Source organism: Dactylosporangium sp. McL0621 (genome assembly GCF_049995355.1).
Lineage (GTDB): Bacteria > Actinomycetota > Actinomycetes > Mycobacteriales > Micromonosporaceae > Dactylosporangium.
Genome location: NZ_CP188259.1, coordinates 5,549,832 through 5,569,839 on the forward strand (window position 1 = coordinate 5,549,832; position 20,008 = coordinate 5,569,839).

16 protein-coding genes and 1 pseudogene are annotated in these 20,008 nt (G+C 74.4%); 10 read left to right on the plus strand and 7 right to left on the minus strand.

The genetic code is table 11. The features are described from left to right. Positions 1-36: 36 nt before the first annotated feature. Complete coding sequence (ppdK, locus tag ACPPVO_RS26170) at positions 37-2,652, minus strand: pyruvate, phosphate dikinase (protein ID WP_426513789.1); 2,616 nt, start codon at positions 2,650-2,652, stop codon at positions 37-39. 133 nt (positions 2,653-2,785) lie between these two features. Between ppdK and pflB the strand changes: the two genes are divergently transcribed. Then, positions 2,786-5,044, plus strand: a complete 2,259-nt coding sequence (gene pflB / locus ACPPVO_RS26175) for a formate C-acetyltransferase (RefSeq protein WP_426513790.1) — start codon at positions 2,786-2,788, stop codon at positions 5,042-5,044. Further along, positions 5,041-5,769 carry a pyruvate formate-lyase-activating protein gene (gene pflA / locus ACPPVO_RS26180; RefSeq protein ID WP_426513791.1) on the plus strand — a complete coding sequence of 243 codons (729 nt, stop codon included), beginning with the start codon at positions 5,041-5,043 and terminating at the stop codon, positions 5,767-5,769. The genes pflB and pflA overlap by 4 nt, the downstream gene beginning before the upstream one ends. 4 nt (positions 5,770-5,773) lie before the next feature. Here pflA and ACPPVO_RS26185 read toward each other — a convergent pair whose 3' ends face one another. From ACPPVO_RS26185 to gap, 3 genes are read right to left on the minus strand one after another with little or no spacing between them, the layout of a single operon-like run. Further along, positions 5,774-5,950, minus strand: a complete 177-nt coding sequence (locus ACPPVO_RS26185; RefSeq protein ID WP_426513792.1) for a hypothetical protein — start codon at positions 5,948-5,950, stop codon at positions 5,774-5,776. A 14-nt stretch (positions 5,951-5,964) separates the two neighbouring features. Then, positions 5,965-7,311 carry a GAF domain-containing protein gene (locus ACPPVO_RS26190; protein WP_426513793.1) on the minus strand — a complete coding sequence of 449 codons (1,347 nt, stop codon included), beginning with the start codon at positions 7,309-7,311 and terminating at the stop codon, positions 5,965-5,967. 59 nt (positions 7,312-7,370) lie between these two features. Continuing rightward, positions 7,371-8,393, minus strand: a complete 1,023-nt coding sequence (gene gap, locus ACPPVO_RS26195; RefSeq protein WP_426513794.1) for a type I glyceraldehyde-3-phosphate dehydrogenase — start codon at positions 8,391-8,393, stop codon at positions 7,371-7,373. Between the two features lie 222 nt (positions 8,394-8,615). On the opposite strand from gap, the gene ACPPVO_RS26200 reads away from it, so the two are divergent. The 3 genes from ACPPVO_RS26200 (at position 8,616) to ACPPVO_RS26210 (ending at position 11,152) form a co-directional block, all read left to right on the plus strand. Then, positions 8,616-9,371, plus strand: a complete 756-nt coding sequence (locus tag ACPPVO_RS26200) for a hypothetical protein (RefSeq protein WP_426513795.1) — start codon at positions 8,616-8,618, stop codon at positions 9,369-9,371. A gap of 195 nt (positions 9,372-9,566) precedes the next feature. Beyond that, positions 9,567-10,226, plus strand: a complete 660-nt coding sequence (locus tag ACPPVO_RS26205; protein WP_426513796.1) for a CBS domain-containing protein — start codon at positions 9,567-9,569, stop codon at positions 10,224-10,226. Between the two features lie 17 nt (positions 10,227-10,243). Then, entirely contained in the window at positions 10,244-11,152 is a 909-nt protein-coding gene (locus ACPPVO_RS26210) for a universal stress protein (RefSeq protein WP_426513797.1), read from the plus strand. Positions 11,153-11,279: 127 nt separating this feature from the next. On the opposite strand, the gene ACPPVO_RS26215 is transcribed toward ACPPVO_RS26210, so the two are convergent. The 3 genes from ACPPVO_RS26215 to ACPPVO_RS26225 all read right to left on the minus strand — a co-directional run bounded on the left by ACPPVO_RS26215 (position 11,280) and on the right by ACPPVO_RS26225 (position 14,994). After that, positions 11,280-13,880 (minus strand): cation-translocating P-type ATPase, encoded by a 2,601-nt coding sequence (locus ACPPVO_RS26215; RefSeq protein ID WP_426513798.1) that lies wholly within the window; start codon positions 13,878-13,880, stop codon positions 11,280-11,282. Positions 13,881-13,925: 45 nt separating this feature from the next. Then, positions 13,926-14,390, minus strand: coding sequence for an FMN-binding protein (locus tag ACPPVO_RS26220; RefSeq protein WP_426513799.1), 465 nt, complete (start codon positions 14,388-14,390; stop codon positions 13,926-13,928). Between the two features lie 121 nt (positions 14,391-14,511). Further along, a complete protein-coding gene (locus tag ACPPVO_RS26225; RefSeq protein WP_426513800.1) occupies positions 14,512-14,994 on the minus strand; it encodes a DUF2231 domain-containing protein in 483 nt (160 codons plus the stop codon). A gap of 96 nt (positions 14,995-15,090) precedes the next feature. On the opposite strand from ACPPVO_RS26225, the gene ACPPVO_RS26230 reads away from it, so the two are divergent. From ACPPVO_RS26230 to ACPPVO_RS26250, 5 genes and pseudogenes are all read left to right on the plus strand, one after another. Beyond that, a complete protein-coding gene (locus ACPPVO_RS26230) occupies positions 15,091-15,750 on the plus strand; it encodes a response regulator transcription factor (RefSeq protein ID WP_426513801.1) in 660 nt (219 codons plus the stop codon). Further along, complete coding sequence (locus ACPPVO_RS26235; protein WP_426513802.1) at positions 15,747-16,955, plus strand: sensor histidine kinase; 1,209 nt, start codon at positions 15,747-15,749, stop codon at positions 16,953-16,955. The genes ACPPVO_RS26230 and ACPPVO_RS26235 overlap by 4 nt, the downstream gene beginning before the upstream one ends. Before the next feature lie 73 nt (positions 16,956-17,028). Next, the gene (locus ACPPVO_RS26240) at positions 17,029-18,609 is read left to right on the plus strand and encodes a wax ester/triacylglycerol synthase domain-containing protein (protein ID WP_426513803.1); all 1,581 of its coding nucleotides are present in this window, start codon (positions 17,029-17,031) and stop codon (positions 18,607-18,609) included. A 64-nt stretch (positions 18,610-18,673) separates the two neighbouring features. Beyond that, positions 18,674-19,756, plus strand: a complete 1,083-nt coding sequence (locus tag ACPPVO_RS26245; protein WP_426513804.1) for a slipin family protein — start codon at positions 18,674-18,676, stop codon at positions 19,754-19,756. Further along, positions 19,672-20,004 (plus strand): annotated as a pseudogene (locus tag ACPPVO_RS26250) (universal stress protein); the annotation flags it as partial. The gene ACPPVO_RS26245 and the pseudogene ACPPVO_RS26250, both read left to right, overlap by 85 nt. Positions 20,005-20,008: the final 4 nt, after the last annotated feature.

A 20,008-nucleotide genomic window follows, 5' to 3' on the forward strand; every position in this document is an offset into this window, starting at 1 on the left:
CCATCGGTGTCACCCAGCGGGTCCAAGGACCCGTTCTCAGCGGGTGTCGGAGCCGGCGGCGACGACCGCGCTGCGGCCGGCCTCGAGCCGGGCGACCGGCACGCGGAACGGCGAGCAGGACACGTAGTCGAGCCCGGCGTCGTGGAAGAAGCGGATCGAGTCGGGGTCGCCGCCGTGCTCGCCGCAGACCCCGATGTGCAGGTCCGGGCGGGCAGCGCGGCCCTCGGCCACGGCGATGCGGATGAGCCGGCCGACGCCGTCGCGGTCGATGGACTCGAACGGCGAGACGCCGAAGATGCCCAGCTCGAGGTACCGGGAGAAGAAGGCCCCTTCGACGTCGTCGCGGGAGAACCCCCAGCCCATCTGGGTCAGGTCGTTGGTGCCGAACGAGAAGAAGTCCGCGGCGCGCGCGATCTCGCCGGCCGTGAGCGCGGCCCGCGGCACCTCGATCATCGTGCCGATGCGGGCCTCGACGCCGAGCTCGGTCAGCAGCCGCCGGGCCTCCTCGCGTACGGCCTCCAGTTCCTGCACCGCCCCGACGAGCGGCACCATGATCTCCGCCCGGGCCCCCGGCACCAGCGCGGCCGCCTCGGCGATCGCCCGGACCTGCACGGCGAAGAGGCCGGGGATGACCAGGCCGAGGCGCACGCCGCGCAGGCCCAGCATCGGGTTCTCCTCGTGCATGCGGTGGACCGCGTCGAGCAGCTCGCGGTCGTGGCCCGGGTCCTCGCCGCGCTCCTCGGCCACGGCGACCTTCACCGCGAGGTCCTCCAGCGGCGGGAGGAACTCGTGCAGGGGCGGGTCGATCAGCCGTACGGTCACCGGTAGTCCGGCCATCTCGCGGAACAGGTCGGTGAAGTCGTCGCGCTGCAGCGGCAGCAGCTCGGCCAGGGCGGCCTCGCGCTGTTCGGTGGTGCGGGCCAGGATGAGCCGTTCGACGAGGGCGCGGCGCTCGCCGAGGAACATGTGCTCGGTGCGGCACAGGCCGATGCCCTGCGCGCCGAAGCGCCGGGCCCGGGCCGCGTCCTCGCCGGTGTCGGCGTTGGCCCGCACCGCCAGCCGGCGACGCTTGTCCGCGTGGGTCAGCAGCCGGTCGACCGCCCGGATCAGCGGATCGGCGTCGGGGGACAGGGTCCCCTCGAAGTAGCGCACGACGGGCGAGGGCTGCACGGGCACCGCGCCGAGGTAGACCGCGCCGGCGGTGCCGTCGACGCTCAGCAGGTCGCCCTCGTGCAGGTCGACGTCCAGCGACGCCCCGCACACGCACGTCTTGCCCATCCCGCGGGCCACGACGGCGGCGTGCGAGGTCTTGCCGCCCCGGCTGGTGAGGATGCCCTGCGCGGCGATCATGCCGGGCAGGTCGTCGGGGTTGGTTTCGCGGCGGACCAGGATGACCGGCGTGCCGTCCGCGGCGACCTCGGCCGCGCGGTGCGCGTCGAACACGGCGACGCCCACCGCCGCGCCGGGGGAGGCGGCCACCCCGGACCCGACCCGCCGCGGCGCGCCCGAGAGGTCGAAGGCGGGGAACATCAGCTGGGCCAGCTGCGCGCCCGTCACCCGGCTCAGCGCCTCGTCGAGGTCGATGACGCCCTCGTCGACGAGCTGCGCCGCGATCACGAACGCGGCCGCCGCGGTGCGCTTGCCGACGCGGGTCTGCAGCATCCAGAGCTTGCCGCGCTCGATGGTGAACTCGATGTCGCACAGGTCCTTGTAGTGCTCCTCGAGCGTGGACATGATCGACATCAGCTCGTCGTAGCTGGCCTTGTCGCGCTGCTCGAGGTCCTGCAGCGGCATGGTGTTGCGGATGCCGGCCACGACGTCCTCGCCCTGGGCGTTGGCGAGGTAGTCGCCGTACACGCCGCGCTCGCCGGTGGCTGGGTCGCGGGTGAAAGCGACGCCGGTGCCGGAGTCGCCGCCGAGGTTGCCGAAGACCATGGCGACCACGTTCACGGCGGTGCCGAGGTCCGAGGGGATGCGCTCCTGGCGGCGGTACAGCACGGCCCGCTCGGCGTTCCAGGAGTCGAACACGGCCCGGACGGCCTGCCGGAGCTGCTCGTGCGGGTCCTGCGGGAACTCCTCGGCGGTGTGGGCGGTGAAGATGTGCTTGTACCGCTCGACGAGCCCGCGCAGCGCCTCGGCGTCCAGCCCGGTGTCGTCGGCGGCGCCGGCCTCGGTCCTGGCCTCGTCGAGCGCGTGCTCGAACACCTCGCCCGGCACACCCCGGACCGTCTTGCCGAACATCTGGATGAGCCGGCGGTAGGAGTCCCAGGCGAAGCGCTCGTCGCCGGCCCGGGCGGCGAGACCGCCGACGGTGGCGTCGGTGAGGCCGACGTTGAGAATGGTCTCCATCATGCCGGGCATGGAGAACTTGGCGCCGGATCGCACCGAGACCAGCAGCGGGTCGGCCGGATCGCCGAGGCGCCGGCCGGCCTGGCGCTCCAGGCCCTCCAGGTGCAGCGCGATCTCGTCCGCGAGGCCGAACGGCTCGCGGCCGGTGCGTAGGTAGGCCCGGCACGCGTCGGTCGTGATCGTGAAGCCGGGCGGCACAGGCAGGCCCAGACCCGCCATCTCGGCGAGGTTGCCGCCCTTGCCGCCGAGCAGGTCCTTGAGGTCCCGCCCGCCCTCGGCGAAGTCGTAGACGAATTTGGTCACGGCGCACCTCCACGTCGTTGTGGTGTCGCTCCCGAAGCTAGGCATCCCCGGGTCGCGCGCGTAGGGCCGAGGGCCCGGGGACTGAGGGACTTCGGCCCTGCCCGCACGGGCGGGGACGGACGACGCTTGGGGCATGACCACCATGAGCCTTCCCGCGAACACCGAACTCGTCGCCTGGCGTGGATTCCGCGGCGGGCCGTGGCGCGACGAGGTCGATGTCGCCGGCTTCATCCGCGCCAACGTCCAGCCCTACGAGGGCGACGGGGCATTCCTCGCCGGCCCGACCGAGCGGACCACCCACGTCTGGGGCCTGCTCATGGCGATGTTCCCGGCGGAGCGCGAACGTGGCGTCTACGACGTCGACGCGAGCACGCCCGCCTCGATCACCTCCCACGCACCGGGGTACATCGACCGGGACCGGGAGCTGATCGTCGGGCTGCAGACGGATGCACCGCTGCGCCGGGGCATCATGCCCGCCGGCGGCCTGCGCATGGTCAAGAACGGCCTGCGCGCGTACGGCTACGAGCTCGACCCGGTCGTGGAGGAGTTCTTCACCCGGTACCGCAAGACCCACAACGACGCCGTGTTCGACGCCTACACGCCGCAGATCCTCGCGGCCCGCAAGGCCGGCATCATCACCGGGCTGCCCGACGCCTACGGCCGCGGCCGCATCATCGGCGACTACCGGCGGGTGGCGCTCTACGGCGTGGACTTCCTCGTCGAGGACAAGCGGCGCGAGAAGGCCTCGCTGGACCACCACGCGGCCACCGAGGACGTGGTGCGCGACCGGGAGGAGCTGGCCGAGCAGCTGCGCGCGCTGGCCGAGCTCAAGGCGATGGCGGCCTCCTACGGGTACGACATCGCGAAGCCGGCCCGGACCGCCCGCGAGGCGATCCAGTGGCTGTACTTCGGCTACCTCGCCGCCACCAAGGAGCAGAACGGCGCCGCGATGTCGCTCGGGCGCACCTCGACCTTCCTCGACGTGTACCTCGAGCGCGACCTCGCCGACGGCACGCTGAGCGAGGCCGGGGCGCAGGAGCTGGTCGACGACTTCGTCATCAAGCTGCGCATCATCCGCTTCCTGCGCACGCCCGAGTACGACCAGCTGTTCTCCGGCGACCCCACGTGGGTGACGGAGTCGATCGGCGGCATGGGCGGCGACGGGACCACGCTGGTGACGCGGACGTCGTACCGGTACCTGCAGACGCTGTACAACCTGGGCCCGGCGCCGGAGCCCAACCTCACGGTGCTGTGGTCGCCGGCCCTGCCGGAGCCGTTCAAGCGCTTCTGCGCGAAGGTCTCGCTGGACACCAGCGCGATCCAGTACGAGAACGACGACCTGCTGCGGCAGTACAGCGATGACGACACGGCGATCGCGTGCTGCGTCTCGGCCATGCGGGTCGGCAAGGACATGCAGTTCTTCGGCGCCCGCGTGAATGTGGCAAAGGCGCTGCTGTACGCGATCAACGGCGGCCGCGACGAGATGTCCGGCGCGCAGGTGGCCCCTGCGACCCCGCCGGTGGCCGGGGAGGTGCTCGACTACGACACCGTGCGCGCCGCCTACGACCGCACCCTGGACTGGCTCGCCCGCACCTACGTCGACGCGCTGAACATCATCCACTACATGCACGACAAGTACGCGTACGAGCGCCTCGAGATGGCTCTGCACGACTACCCGGTGCGCCGGTTCCTGGCGTGCGGCATCGCGGGCCTGTCGGTCGCGGCGGACAGCCTCGCGGCGATCCGGTACGCCACCGTCCGCCCCGTGCGCGACGAGACCGGCCTCGTCGTGGACTACCGGGTCGAGGGGGAGTACCCGGCGTACGGCAACGGCGACGACCGCGCCGACGCCATCGCGGTCTGGCTGGTCGAGGCCTTCATGCGGAAGGTGCGCCGCCACCCGGCCTACCGCGACGCCGTCCACACCCAGTCGGTGCTCACCATCACCTCGAACGTGGTGTACGGCAAGCACACCGGCAACACGCCCGACGGCCGCCGCGCCGGCGAGCCGTTCGCGCCCGGGGCCAACCCGATGAACGGCCGCGACGTGCACGGCATGGCCGCCTCGGCCCTGTCGGTGGCGAAGCTGCCCTACGCCGCCGCGCGCGACGGCATCTCCCTCACCAGCACGGTGACGCCCGACGGGCTCGGCCGCGCCGACGGGGAGCGGGCCGCGAACCTCGCCGGGCTGCTCGACGCGTACATGGGCGCCGGCGGGTTCCACCTCAACGTCAACGTGCTGAACCGCGAGACGCTGCTGGACGCGATGGCGCACCCCGAGCGGTACCCGCAGCTGACGATCCGCGTCTCCGGGTACGCGGTGAACTTCGTCAAGCTGACCGCGGAGCAGCAGCGGGACGTCCTCGGCCGCACCTTCCACGGCGCGCGATGACCACCGGCCGGCTGCATTCCTGGGACCTGTCCACCGGCGTGGACGGTCCCGGGACCCGCTTCGTCGCCTTCCTGTCAGGCTGCCCGCTGCGCTGCCTGTACTGCCAGAACCCGGACACCTGGCACATGCGCGACGGCACCTCGTCGACTGTGGAGGATCTACTGTCGACGGTGGCCGGCTTCGCGGGCTTCCTGCGCGCGGCCGGCGGCGGCCTCACCGCCAGCGGCGGCGAGCCCCTGCTCCAGCCGACCTTCACCCGGGCGCTGTTCGCCGGCGCCCGGGGCCTGGACCTGCACACGGCCCTGGACACCTCGGGCGCGCTCGGCGTCCGCGCCGACGACACGCTGCTCGACCTGACCGGCCTCGTCCTGCTGGACATCAAGTGCTGGGACCCGGCCGGATACCGCCGGCTGACCGGTGGCGAGCTCGCCCCGACCCTGACCTTCGCCCGCCGCCTGGCCGAGCGGGGCACGCCGGTCTGGCTACGGTACGTCCTGGTGCCCGGCCACACCGACAACCCCGACGACGTGCAGGCCCTGGCCGGGTTCGCCGCGGACCTGGGCAACATCGAACGCGTCGACGTCCTGCCCTTCCACAAACTCGGCGCGGCGAAGTACGAGCGGCTGGGCCTGCGGTTCCCGCTGCGCGACACCCCGGCGCCGGGCCCCGGCCTCGTGGAGCGGGTGCGCGCCCAGTTCCGCGAGGCCGGCCTGAAGGCCGTGTGACACCTCAGCCGATGCGCAGGTCACGGCGGGCAACGCCGGCGAGCCCGGCGCCGGCGGTCACGACCGCGACCGCCGCGAGGGCGATCAGGCCGGGCCACCCGTGCTGCGCGAACGGGCCGAGGCCGGACAGCGCCTCCGGCACCCCGAGCAGCGGGCCGAGCAGGGAGTGACGTAACGTCACACGCAAGACGCGGGTCAGTCCCGGTCGGGCCGCGGCTCCATCGCGAACACCGCGGTGCGCACCGCCCGGATGATGCGGTCCAGGTCGTCGACGCCGGCCGCGAGACCGGCCCGGGTGTCCGGGTTGGTGTTGCGGGCGGCAACACCCTGCAGTGACAGCCCGAGCGCGAACAGGTCCCGGATCAGGGTGTCCTGCAGTTCGGTGGCGATGCGCTGCCGATCCTCCAGCGCCTGGATCTGCTCGTTCTCCCGGCGCAGCGCCGCGACGTCCAGCACCAGGCCGGCGTGCACGGCGAACGCCGCGAACTGTTCGAGGTCGGCGCCCTCGAAGCGGTCGGAGCCACGGCGGTGGGCGATGGTGAGCACGCCGTGCAGGCCGTGGTTGCCGGCCACCGGGGCGGCCATCATCGAACCCAGCTGGGGCACGGCGCCGGGCTCGGCGGCGGTGCGCGGGTCGCCGGCCGGGTCCGTCACGAGAGCCGGCACGCCGCTGTCGAGCACACTCTCGGCCAAGGTGCCGACCGGCGACACGGAACGGCCGTGCCATGGCTCCAGCAGGCCGAAGCCGAGCGTCACGCGCGGCTCGGACGCCGGGTCGCCGGGCGGCGCGGTGAAGGCCGCGCCGTCCGCGCCCGACGCCTGCAGCGCACAGTCGGCCAGGCAGCGCACCGACTGGTCGCGGTCGGCGCCCCGGAGCAGGTCGGTGGTGACCGCGGTCATCGCCTCCTGCCAGTCGCGGCGCCGGCGGGCCTCGTCGAACAGCGTGGCGTTCTCGATGGCGACCCCGGCCGCGCCGGCGAGCGCCTTGGCGACCTCCTCGTCGTCGCGGCTGAACTCGGCCGCGCCCTGCTTCTCGGCCAGGTAGAGGTGGCCGAAGACGCGGTCGCGGACCCGGATCGGTACCCCGAGGAAGCTGTGCATCGGCGGATGGTCCTCCGGGAACCCGGCCGATGCCGGGTGCTCGGCGATCTCGGCGAGCCGGATGGGCTGCGGGTCGTCCACGAGGGCGCCGAGCAGTCCCTTGCCCTCCGGCAGGCCGCCGATGCGCCCGACGATCGCCGGGTCCATGCCCTCGTGCAGGAAGCGGGCCAGGTGGCCGTCCTGCACCACGCCGAGCGCCGCATAGCGGGCGTCGACCAGCTGCCGCGACGCCGAAACGATCTGGCGCAGCACCTGCTCCAGGTCCACGCCCTGGGCGATGTCGAGGTTGGCCCGGAGCAGCCCACGTAGCCGGCCCTGGGTGTTCTGCACGTCGCGGATGCGCTCGACCAGCTGCTCGAGCAGCTCGTCGAGCTCGAGGCGCGCATCGGCGACGAATGGGACCTCCGCGCCGTCCCGGCCGCTGCCCCCGGTCTTGCTCATCCCGCCTCCCGTCGTCGGCAACAGTGTGCCCGCCCGGGAGGCGGGAGCGTCAAGTGGCCTTACCGGTCGGCGCCGGCGAACAGCAGAGCGAGGTCGAGGAGGCGGTTGGTGTAGCCCCACTCGTTGTCGTACCAGCCGAAGACCTTCACCAGGTGCCCGTCGGCGGCGGTCAGGCCGGAGTCGAAGACGCAGGACGCCGGATCGCCGATGATGTCGCGGGACACCAGCGGTGCGTCGCTGTAGCGCAGGATGCCCGCGAGCGGCCCCGCCGCGGCCGCGGCGAAGGCGGCGTTGACCTGCTCGACGGTGGCGGGCTGGGCCAGCCGGACGGTCAGGTCGGTCATCGAGCCGTTCTCGACCGGCACCCGCAGGGCGACGCCGCCGAGTTTCCCGGCGAGCGCGGGCAGCACCAGGCCGATCGCCTTGGCCGCGCCGGTGCTGGTCGGGATGATGTTCGTGGCGGCGGTACGGCCGCGGCGCGGGTCCTTGTGCGGGGCGTCGAGCACGACCTGGTCGTTGGTGTACGCGTGCACCGTGGTCAGCATGCCCTGCTCGATGCCGAAGGCGTTGTGCAGCACCTGGGCCATCGGCGCGGCGCAGTTCGTGGTGCAGGACGCGGCGGAGACGACGTCGTGCAGGTCCGGGTCGTACGCGGCGCCGTTCACGCCGAGCACGATCGTCGCGTCGACGTCCTTGCCCGGCGCGGAGATGAGCACCTTGCGCGCGCCGGCCTTGAGGTGGATGGCGGCGTCCTCGCGGCCGCGGAAGCGCCCGGTGGACTCGATGACCAGGTCCACGTCGAGGTCGGCCCACGGCAGGAACGCGGGATCGCGCTGGCGGAGCACCTCGATGTACTGCCCGCCGACGCTGAAGCCACTGCCGGACGGGTCGACGTCGACCGTGGCCCGCAGCCGGCCGAACGTGGAGTCGTACTGCAGCAGGTGCGCCAGGCTCGCCGTGTCGAACAGGTCGTTTATCGCGACCAGCGTGATCTGGCCTCCGAGCAGCTTGCGCTCGACGAGACCCCGGACAACGTCCCGGCCGATCCGGCCGAAGCCGTTGATGGCGATTCGGTAGGTCATGACATCCTCCCAGCAGCGCGGCGCGGGGCTCATCCGTCCCGCCCCTTCACCGTCTCCCCGCGGCCGCACGGCGCGCACGGGCCGAAGGTCACCTCCGGCACGGGCCGAGGTCACGGGCGAGACCCATCCCGGCCGGCATCGGGACCTTCGCCCCTGCACGCCACCGCGATCGGGCGGCACGGTGGTAGGGCCGAATCGGACCGAACGCATCGGGAGCGCGCCATGGTGGCGATCCAGTACATCGACCGCACGCCGGCGGCACGCACGAGCGACTCCGGGCACCTGCTCATGCGGGCCGCCATGGTTTCCCAGGAAGCGCCGTCGGCCGGCGACAGCCAGCCGTGGCGCTGGCGGATCGACGGCGACCGGGCCGCGCTGCTCGAGGACGACCGGAGCCGGGTGCCGGGCGACATCGACGGGCGCCTGGTCGCGGTCGGTTGCGGCGCCGCGCTGCACCACGCTCTGGTCACGCTGGCGTCCGGCGGCGCCGCAGCCGCGGTGCAGCGGCTGCCGGACGAGCGCGACCCCGGCCTGCTCGCCGTCGTGCGGTACACCGGACCGGCTCCGCGCCGCCGCCGCGACGACCGGCTCCACCGGGCCATCGCCGTCCGGCGCACCGACCGGCGCTCGTTCGCCGACACCCGGCTCGGGCCGGACCACGTCACGACGCTGGAAGACGTCGCCGCGCGGTTCGGCGCCACGCTGCGCCCCATCGCGGACCCACCGTCCTGGGCGTTGCCCGGGCACCCGGGCCGCTACTTCGTGGTCGGAGCCGCCGGGGACACGCGCCGCGACTGGCTGGCCGCCGGCGAGGCGACGTCCGCGGTACTGCTCACCGCGACCGCCGCCGGCCTGGTCACCTCGGTGGAGCGATTCGTGGCGGAGCCGGGTCCGGACGGGCCCGCGGTGGTGCTCGGTCTCGGCATCGCCGGCCGGATCGGAACGCTCACGGCCTCGCCGCATCGGTCCGCCCCGTGACGTGATCTCCCGTGGCCCGACCAGATCGCGGTTCATGCATCCAGTGCAGCGGCGACGGCGGCGGCGAAGACAGGGAGGCCGGCCCGGCGCGGGCGGGACCTTCAGCCCGTGTGCCGGGCGGGCGGGAGGACCACGGTGGTGGGAGGAGACAGGAGAAGGGAGCAGGCGATGCGCCCGCTGCTAGTACGTGATGTGATGAGCACGACCGTGGTCACGGTCTCGCCCGGCCTGGGCTACAAGCAGGTCGCGGACCTGCTCGTGGACATGGGTGTCAGCGCCGTGCCCGTGGTCGACGACGACGGGCGGGTGATCGGGGTCGTGTCGGAGGCCGACCTGCTGCACAAGGTCGAGTTCAACGGCGCGGACGTGCACCCGGCGCTGTTCGAGCGCCGCCGGTCCCGCCAGGCCAAGGAGAAGGCCACCGGCGAGACGGCCGCGGAGCTCATGACGAGCCCCGCCGTCACCGTGCTCGCGTCGGTCCCGCTGACGACGGCGGCCCAGCTCATGGAGCGCCACGACATCAAGCGCCTGCCTGTCCTGGACGACGCGGGCAAGCTGGTGGGCGTCGTGGCCCGTCGCGACCTGCTGCGCCGTTACCTGCGCACGGACGACGAGATCCGGGCCGACGTCGTGGACGGTGTGCTGCTCGGCGTCCTCTGGCTCGACCCGATCGAGGTCGCCGTCGTCGTGGCGGACGGTCACGTGACGCTCACGGGCAAGGTCGACCGGCGCAGCACCGCGCAGATCGCGGCCCGGCTGACCCGGGCCCTCGACGGCGTCGTGGGCGTCACCGACGAGCTCGAGTGGGCCTTCGACGACACCACGCTGCAGCGCCGGTACACCTTCGACGTCTGACTGCCAGGAGGGGTGCGATGCTCAGCAGAATCGTCGCCGGGGTCGACGGGTCCGACGCCTCGCTGGCGGCGGCCCGGCTCGCCGCGGCCGAGGCGGCCGCGGAGCACCGGCCCCTGCGCCTGGTGCACGCCCGGCTGCCGGTCGCCGACTACGCGCTGCTGTTGCCGCCGGGCATCGCCGCCGATGACGCCCTGGCCCCGCGTGCGCTCATCGACGCGGTCCGCAAGGATCTCCGGCGCGCCTACCCGGGCCTGGATGTCCGGGCCGCGGTGACCGAGTCCGGACCCGCCGCCGCCCTGCTGCGCGCATCCCGGTCCGCCGGCCTGCTGGTGGTGGGCCGCAGCGGGCTGCACCCCGGCCGCCGCTCGCCCGCGGGCTCGACCACGGCGCGGGTGGCGGCCGGCGCGAACTGCCCGGTGGTGGTCGTCGGTCCGCAGCTGCCCGAGCACGGCGAGGTCGTGGTCGGCTTCGACCCGGCCGACCCGGAATCGCCGGCGGTGCCGTACGCGTTCGCGGCGGCCCAGTGGCGCGGCTCGGGCCTGCGGATCTGCTGCGTCCGCCCGGTCGACGGCGGACGCTGGCCGGACGACGCCACGGCTCGGCGCGCGGTCAGCGAGGCGGTCGCGGGCTGGCGCGCCGCCTTCGCCGACGTGCCGGTCGCCATCGACGTGCTGGCCGGCCTGGACCCGGTCGCCCGGCTGCTCGACGCCTCCGTCGAGGCCGGCCTGGTCGTCGTCGGTGAGTGGGACCGGGGCCGAGTCGATCCCGGCCCGGCGGGACGGCTGCCCGAGGTCCTCGTCCGCAACGCCGCGTGCCCCGTGGCCGTGGTGCGCCCCTCGCGGCGCCACACACGCCGGGCCGACCCTGGCCCGACGGCTCCCGCGGGGAGGCCGGATGACCCGGGGCCGGGCACTCGTCGTTCGTAAGGCTCAGGGTGTCAGCCATCGTCATCGATGTCGCCGTCGGTGTACTCCTCGACGCGGACGGCCTGCACCCCGAACAGGGTGTTCGGCAGCTGCATCAGGTCCAGCGGGAAGAGCCTGCTGGTCGTGCTCATCTCACGCCTCCTTCCGGCGTCGTTGCACCCTCATCACACGCCGTCGCGGCCGGCGGCGCGTAGGGCGTGCGACCCCCGGCGGCGGGTCGTCCGGCCCGTTCGGCCCCGCGCCGCCGCCGGACCAGCAGGAGCGTGACCAGACCCGGCACGGCCGCGAACCCGGCCGCCGCGGCGAACTGCGGCAGGCTCAGCGCCTCGGTGCCGAGCAGGTCGCGCAGCCACGGCAGCCAAAGCGCGCCGAGCTGCAGCGCCAGCGACAGCGCGACGGCGGCGTCCAGGCCCCAGTTGCGCTCGCGGGCGCCCCGGACGCGCACGGCGAGGGCAACGCCGAGCTGGGCCAGGCCGAGCACCGTGAACAGGACGCTCTGCCAGGGGCCGCCGGCGTGCCGGGCCAGGAGCGCGGCGCCGAGGGCGGCCGCGGTGATGAGCGAGCCGCTGATGGCGATGCGCGCCGCGAGACCGCCCAGGATCGCCTCGCCGGGCCGGCGCGGCGGGCGGTGCATGAGTCCGTCCTCGGCGGGCTCGCCGCCGAGGGCGACGCCCGGCAGGCCGTGGGTGTTCATGTTGATCCACAGGATCTGGGCCGGCAGCAGCGGTACGGGCAGGCCGATCCACGGCCCGGCGAGCATGATGAGCACCTCGGCGGTGCCGCCCGAGAGCGCGTACACCAGGAACCGGCGGATGTTGGCGTATATGCGCCGGCCCTCGCGCACCGCCCGCCCGATGGTCGCGAGGTTGTCGTCGGCGAGGACCAGGTCGGCGGCCTGGCGCGCGGCCTCGGTGCCGCCGCGGCCCATCGCGACCCCGATGTCGGCCCGGCGCAGGGCCGGCGCGTCGTTGACCCCGTCGCCGGTCATCGCGACGACGGCGCCGCTGTGCTGCAGGCGGCCGATGATGGTGAGCTTCTGCTCCGGGCCGGTGCGGGCGAACACCTCGGTGCGCAGGTCCGCGGCGGCGGCGTCGTCGCCGAGCGCGACCCGGGCCGGGCCGGCGGTGAGGCCGACCCGCTCGGCGATGGCGGCGGCCGTCGCCGGGTGGTCGCCGGTGATGAGGACGAGCTCGATGCCGGCCTCGCGGAAGGCGGCCACGGTGTCGGCCGTCTCCGCGCGCACCGGGTCCGCCAGCGCGACCAGGCCGAGCAGGTCCAGGTCGTGCTCGGCTCCGGATTCGTCGCGCCGGGCGCCGGCGACGGCCAGCACGCGGTAGCCGGCCCGGGACAGCTCGGCCGCGGCGTCGAGGGCCCGGTGCCGCCCGTCGTCGTCGATGCGTACCGGTCCGCCGGGCGCGAGCAGGACGTCGGGCGCGCCCTTGCACGCGACCACGTGTCCGCCCGCGGGATGGCGGTGCACCGTGGTCATCCGGCGCCGGGTCGCGTCGAACGGCACCTCGCCGACGCGGGGGAGCCGCTCGCGCAGGTCCGCCGGCACACCGCAGCGCGCCCCCGCGACCAGCAGCGCGGCCTCCATCGGGTCCCCGACCGCACGCCACAGCGGCTGGTCGGCCCCGGGCGCCGCGAGCGCGGCGTCGTTGCAGAGCACCATCGCCTCGGCGAGCCGCCGCGTGTCCGGGCCCGCAGCGGGCTCGGCGGAACCCGCCGGGTCGTAGCCGCGGCCGGTCAGGGTGACCGCGGTGCCGTCCGGCAGCACGAGCCGGTCGACGGCCATGACGCCCTCGGTCAGGGTGCCGGTCTTGTCGGTGGCCAGGACGGTGACCGAGCCGAGCGTCTCCACCGCCGGCAGGCGCCGCACGATCGCCGCCTGGCGGGCCATGCGGTGGGCGCCGAGCGCGAGGGCGAGCGTCACCACGGCCGGCAGCGACTCCGGCACGGCGGCCACGGTGAGGCTGACCGCCGCCAGCAGCATCTCGCCGAGCGGCTGGCCCCGGGCGACGCCGACGGCGAGGACGACCGCGGACAGCCCGGCGGCCGCGAACGCCAGCACGCGGCCGAGGCCGGCCAGGCGGCGCTGCAGCGGGGTCGCGCGGCGGGGCTGCCCGGCCACCAGGGCGGCGATGCGACCCAGCGCGCTGTCGGCGCCGGTGCGGCTCACCTCGCCGACGGCCCGTCCGGTGGCGGCGACGGTACCGGCGGAAAGCTCCTCCCCGGCGTCCCGCGCCACCGGCACCGACTCGCCGGTCAGCGCCGCCTCGTCGACGCTGAGCCGGACCGCCTCGAGGAGGCGCAGGTCGGCCGGGACGATGTCGCCGGCCTCGACCCGCACGACGTCGCCCGGCACGAGCTGCGCCGCCGGGATCGTGACATCGGCGCCGTCGCGCCGGACCCGGGCGGCCGGGGCGGCCATGCGCCGCAGCGCCGCCACCGCGCGGTCGGCGCGGATCTCCTGGACCACACCGACGGTCGTGTTGAGCACGATGACGAGCAGGATGACCGCCAGGTCGCTGAAGTCGCGCAGGAGCGCGGTGATCACCGCGGCGGCGAGCAGGACCAGTACGAGCGGATCGCGCAGCTGCGTGAGGATGCGGCCGGTGACCGAGGGCGGGCGCGGGGCGGGCAGTTCGTTGGGGCCGTAGCGGCGCTGCCGCTCGGTGACCTCGGCGGTGGACAGTCCGGCGACGGCGGTTGCTGACGAAGCGACCATCGTTCCACTGTTCCGCGCCGGGGTGCGGCCGGGCAGGGCCGAAGGTCACCCCACGTGGGCGGCGTCCAGGGCGGCCTGCAGGGACTCGATGTAGCCGTCGCTGGTGACGGTGGCACCGGAGACAGTGTCGATGTCGGCGCTCTGCGCGCTGATGGTCTCCCGGGTGAGAATCGGCAGGGCGCGGGCGTTGATCTGCTTGTCCTTGCCGTTGCTGTTGGGATAGACGGGCACGGACACGGCGGTGATCTTGCCGTCGGCGACGGTGATGCTGACCTGGACGTCGCCCCAGCGGGTGGACGCGACCGAGCCCTGGTAGGTCTTTCCCGACGCGGTGGTGCCGGTTTCGCCGGTGGTGGGACCGGTGCTGGCCGTGTCGCTGTTCCCGGTGGTGCCTGCGCCGGTGGCGGCGGTGGTGGTCGTGGGCGTGGCGGCACCGAGGCTGGTGCGGTAGCTGAACAGCAGGACGACCGCGGCGAGGGTGGACAGTATCCAGAGGGTGATGCGTCGCACGGGGCGGCTCCTACCAGGCGAAGGGTTCGGTCGAGGTCCAGCGGCGAGGTGTCGTCATGACAGCAACCATCGGCAGGAAACCTGTGAACCGGCTGCGGGCAGCCTGAAAACTCCCCTCAGCTCAGCTATGCCCGGAGGTCCAGGCGGCCCTGGCCCCGGAGTCGCCGATGCGGTACATGCCGTAGACGCCGGCCGCCGCGACGACCAGGGCGAGCACCACCACAACACCCGTCACGGCGACCGACAGCGGGGCGAGGTACGTCCGGCGGCCGGAGGTCACGCGGGCCTCGCGGTCGCGCCACCAGACGACCAGCGCCAGCACGGCGACCGGAACGGCGTAGAAGATCGCGGTGTCGCCGAGCTCGGCGTGGTTGCGCACGAGCTCGCTGCTCGGCACGCGTCGTTCCAGCCACTCACCCGCGTCCGTGGTCAGCGGCACGAGCAGTACCACCAGCACGGCCAGCACGGCGTTCGGACCGGCCAGCCGGCGGCGGGCGGCGGGCCACACCGAGGTCAGCACGAGCAGCAGGGCCGACAGCGGCAGGAGCACGACGACGCCGTGCACGAGCAGGACGTGCGCGGGCAGGCCGTTGAGTGTGTTCATGAACGATCCCCGTCGAGAGCCGGTGAACAGTGACGAGGCAAGATTAGGAATCCGATTCTTCGAGTTCTCCAATCCCGCGCCTGTGAGAGTGGGAGCGTGACCCGTGTGCTCGTCGTCGAGGACGACCGGGAGCTCGGTGAGCTCCTCGTGCGCGCGTTCGGCAACGCCGGGTACACGACCGATCTGGCCGGCGACGGGCAGGCCGGACTGCACCGGGCCCTCACCCGCGGCTACGACCTGCTGATCCTCGACCGCGGCCTGCCGGCGATCGAGGGCCTCGACCTGCTGGCCCGGCTGCGCCGCAGCGGCGTGCAGGCCCCCGCGCTGATGCTCACCGCGCTCGGTACCGTCGCCGACCGCGTCGCCGGGCTCGACGGGGGTGCCGAGGACTACGTGGTCAAGCCCTTCGACCTCGACGAGCTGCTGGCCCGGGTCCGGGTGCTGCTGCGCCGGCCGCCGGCCCCGGCCGGGCACGTCATCGCCGTCGGCACCGCCGAGTTCGATCTGATCACCCGCACGGTGCACGCCGAGGACGGCACGGCCACGACGCTGTCCGGCCGGGAGAGCGACCTGCTGCGCCTGTTCGCCGAGCACCCGAGCCGGGTGTTCAGCCGCCGGGAGATCACCGCACGGGTCTTTCCGGAGTCCGGTACCGACACGCTGGCCGACACGTACGTGCACTACCTGCGCCGCAAGCTCGGCGCGGCCGTGGTGACCACCGTCCGTGGCACCGGCTACCGGCTCGGCCGCCTGTGACCCGGCCCGATCCCGACGAGGAGCTCGTCCGCCGCGCACGGCGCACCCTGGCCGTGCGGCACACGGTGGTGATCGCCCTGATCCTGCTCGCCGTCGGCGCCGTCGCGCTCTACGTGGTGTCCCGTGAGGAGCGGGCCGCCCTCGCCGCGTCCATCCAGCAGACGGCGGCCACCGAGGAGGACGTCGTCGACCCGCCCGCCGGCAGCTGGATCTTCCGGCTGGACGCCGGCGGCGCGCTCACCGCCACCGACGACGCGCCGCCGGGGTTCCCCGACCGTGCGGCGCTGGACCGGGTCCGCGCCGGCGGCCCGGCCGAACAGAGCCGGATCGGCGACTACCTGCTGGTCACCCGCCGCCATGGGACCTCCACCATCCAGGTCGTGGGCAGCCTCGCCGCGTCGCACGCCGAGACCCGCCGCCTGCTCGCCGCCCTCGGCCCGGCGGAGCTGCTCGGGCTCGCCGCCGCCGTCGTCGCGGGCCGGCTGCTCGCCCGCCGGGCCACCGCGCCGCTCGGTGACGCCCTGGCCCGGCAGCGCCGCTTCGTCGCCGACGCCAGTCACGAGCTGCGCACCCCGATCGCCCAGCTGCACACCCGCGCCCAGCTGCTCGAGCACGATCTGCGGGCCGGCGTCGCGGCCGCGGACATGGCGCCCGACATCGACCGTCTCGTCGCCGGGACGCGGCAGCTCGGCGAGATCGTCGAGGACCTGCTGCTGTCCACCCACCTGACCGATCGCACGGAGGCCGGCGCGGAGGTCGATCTCGGTGTGCTGGCCGACGCCGTCGTCGCCGGCTTCCAGGAGCGCGCCCGCTCCCAGCACGTCGAGATCGCGCTGCGGGCCGACCCCGAGCGGCCCTCCGTCACCCACGGACGGGAAGCGGCCCTGCGCCGCGTCCTCACCGCCCTGATCGACAACGCCCTCAGCCACACCCCGCACGGCGGTCACATCGGCGTCGAGCTCGGCCGGCTGGACTCCCCGCCCCGCGTGGAGGTCGTGGTCCGCGACGACGGCGCCGGCCTCGACCCGGCCGACGCGAAACGCCTGTTCGACCGCTTCGCGCGCGGCCACGACGACCACCGCCGCTTCGGCCTCGGCCTGGCCCTCGCCCGTGAGGTCGTCACCGGCCACGGCGGCACCATCGAGGCGGACGGCGCACCCGGCGGCGGCGCCACGTTCACGATCCGCCTTCCGGCGTCGGGGTGAGCGGGCCGAACGTCCTCCCGTGACGGGACCGCTCGCCCTGTCATGCACCGAGTCCGGGGGCGAGGGTGGGGGCATGGCGGCTGCCCGTGCGCTCGACCGGCTCAGCGCGTTCGACCTGACCAGCCTGGCGGTCGAGGCGCCCGACACCCCGATGCACGTCGGTGTGGTGGCGTTGCTGGACGGTCACCCTCCACTGGCGGACATCCGGGCCCGCATCCTCGACGGTGTCCGGGCGGTGCCGCGCCTGCGGCAGGTCGTGAGCCGGTCCGCCCGCCGCCCGCGGTGGGTGGACGACCCCGATTTCCGCGTCGAGGAGCACGTCGTACCGGTCGCGGTCGAGCCGCCCGGCGGCGAGGCCGAGCTGCTGCGGCTGACGGCCGGGCTCATGGCGGTACCGCTGGACCGGTCCCGGCCGCTGTGGCGCGTCTGGGTGGTGACCGGGCTGCCCGAGCGGCGGCTGGCCCTGGTCGTGGCGCTGCACCACGCGATCGGCGACGGCATGGCGGCGATGCGGATCATCGGCACGCTGCTGGACCCGTCGTCGGCCGCTGCCGTGCCCACGCCGTTGGCGGCGCGCTCGCGTCGACTGGCCGGGCCCACGCCGTCGTCGGCCGCTGCCGTGCCCACGCCGTTGGCGGCCCGCTCGCGTCGACTGGCCGGGCCCACGCCGTCGTCGGCCGCTGCCGTGCCCACGCCGTTGGCGGCCCGCTCGCGTCGACTGGCCGGGCCCACGCCGTCGTCGGCCGCTGCCGTGCCCACGCCGTTGGCGGCCCGCTCGCGTCGACTGGCCGGGCCCACGCCGTCGTCGGCCGCTGCCGTGCCCGTGCCGTCGGCGGCCCGCTCGCGTCGGCGGGCCGTGGGGCCCGGGGCACGGCGCTCGCCGCGGGCGGTCTGGCGTGCACTGCGGCAGACCCGGTCCGCGCCGCGGACCTCGTTGAACGCGCCGATCGGGGCCGGGCGGCGACTGGGCGTGATCCGGCTCGCCCTGGCCGAGGCGAGGGCGGTGGCGCACGACGCCGGCGGCAAGGTCAACGACGTGATTCTCGGCCTGATCGGCGGCGGCCTGCGCAGCCTGCTGCAGACGCGGGGCGAGCCGGTCGAGGGCGTCGCGCTGCGGGTCGCGGTGGCGGTCTCGCTGCGCGAACCGGGCGAGCCGGCGGCGTACGGCAACCAAAACGGCAGCATCATCGTCCGCCTGCGACTGGGCGGGACGGACCCCGGTGCGCGGCTGCGGGCTGTAGCGGCCGCGACCACCCGGGCCAAGCGCGAGCAGGCGGCCATCGCCCAGCAGCACTGCATGGTGCTCGCGGCCCGCGCCGGGCTGGCCCGGCGGATGAGCCGCACCCAGCGCATGGTGAACCTGGTCGAGAGCAACCTGCCCGGACCGCCCGCCCCGATCGTCGCCCTCGGCACACCGGTGCTGTATCTGCTGCCGATCGGGGCCATCGCCGGCAACCTGACCATCGCGTTCCTCGCCCTGTCCTACGCCGGCGAGCTGATCATCACCGCGATCGCGGACCGCGACCGGGTCCCGGACCTTCCGGTCGTGCTGGCCGGCATGCGACGGGAGTGGCACACCCTGCGCTCCGCCGCCTCCGGCAACGGCACGCGCGTCGGGACGTTCGGCCCTGCCGCCGGGTCATCCGGCGCGTGACGCTGGGATCGGTGGGACCGGCGCACACCGCCCGGTCCGGTGCAACACGCAAGGGAGCGTGGCCATGAACACCGTGCTCATCGTCGCCGCGGCCGTGATCCTCGTGGTCGCGGTGCTGTCCGTCCGCATCGTCAAGCAGTACGAGCGGGGCGTGGTCTTCCGCCTCGGCCGTGTCGTCGGCTCGCGCGCGCCGGGGCTGCGGCTGCTGATCCCGATCATCGACCAGATGCACCGGGTTTCCCTGCGGATCGTCACGATGCCGATCCAGTCGCAGGGCATCATCACGCGCGACAACGTCAGCGTCGACGTGTCCGCCGTCGCGTACTTCCGCGTCGTCGACGCGGTCAAGTCCGTCGTGGCGATCGAGAACGTGCGCGCCGCGATCAACCAGATCGCCCAGACGACACTGCGCAAGGTCGTCGGCCAGCACTCGCTGGACGAGACGCTCGCCGAGACCGACCGGATCAACGTCGACATCCGCGAGATCCTCGACGTCATCACCGTGGAGTGGGGCGTGGAGGTCACGCTGGTCGAGCTCAAGGACATCCAGCTGCCCGACAGCATGAAGCGGGCGATGGCCAGGCAGGCCGAGGCCGAGCGGGAGAAGCGCGCGAAGATCATCAACGCCGAGGGCGAGTCGCTCGCCGCGGCGGCGCTGGGGGAGGCCTCGGACACGATGATGGCCCACCCGCTCGCGCTGCAGCTGCGCAACCTGCAGAGCATGGTCGAGATCGGCGTGGACAAGAACACGACAGTGGTGTTCCCGGCCCCGCTGATGAGCACCATCGGCGAGCTCGGCTCCTTCCTGGCCCGTGAGGCGTCCGCTGCCCGTGAGGCGTCCGCTGCCCGTGAGGCGTCCGCTGCCCGCGAGGGGTCCGCTGCCCGTGAGGGGTCCGCTGCCCGTGAGGGGTCCGCTGCCCGTGAGGCGTCCGCTGCCCGTGAGGGGTCCGCTGCCCGTGAGGCGTCCGCCACCCGGCCCGCTGGCCGCGACCGTGCCCGCTCCGCGCGCCGTTCCGGCCAAGAGCTGACGTGGCGGCGTCGATCGCGCGGCCGGTGGATGTGGTGGTCGGCGTCGACGGCGGACGGTGCGCACTCACCGCCGTCGGCGTCGCCGCCGCTGAGGCCGCCGGCCGCGGCGCCGCGCTGAAGATCGTCCACGCCGACGGCTGGACCGTTCCGCCGGTTTACGACCTGCCCGCGCTGGGCCGTACGCCCGAGGACCCCGGGGATGTCGTGGCCGAAGCGGCCGGCCTGGCCGCGCTGCGCCACCCGGAGCTGGCCATCCGGACCGAGGTGGCCGCCGGCCCGTCGGCGGTCGCGCTGCTCGCCGCCTCGCGCGGGGCGGCCCTGACCGTTGTCGGCCGCCGCGGGCTGGGCGGGTTCGCCGACCGGCAGCTGG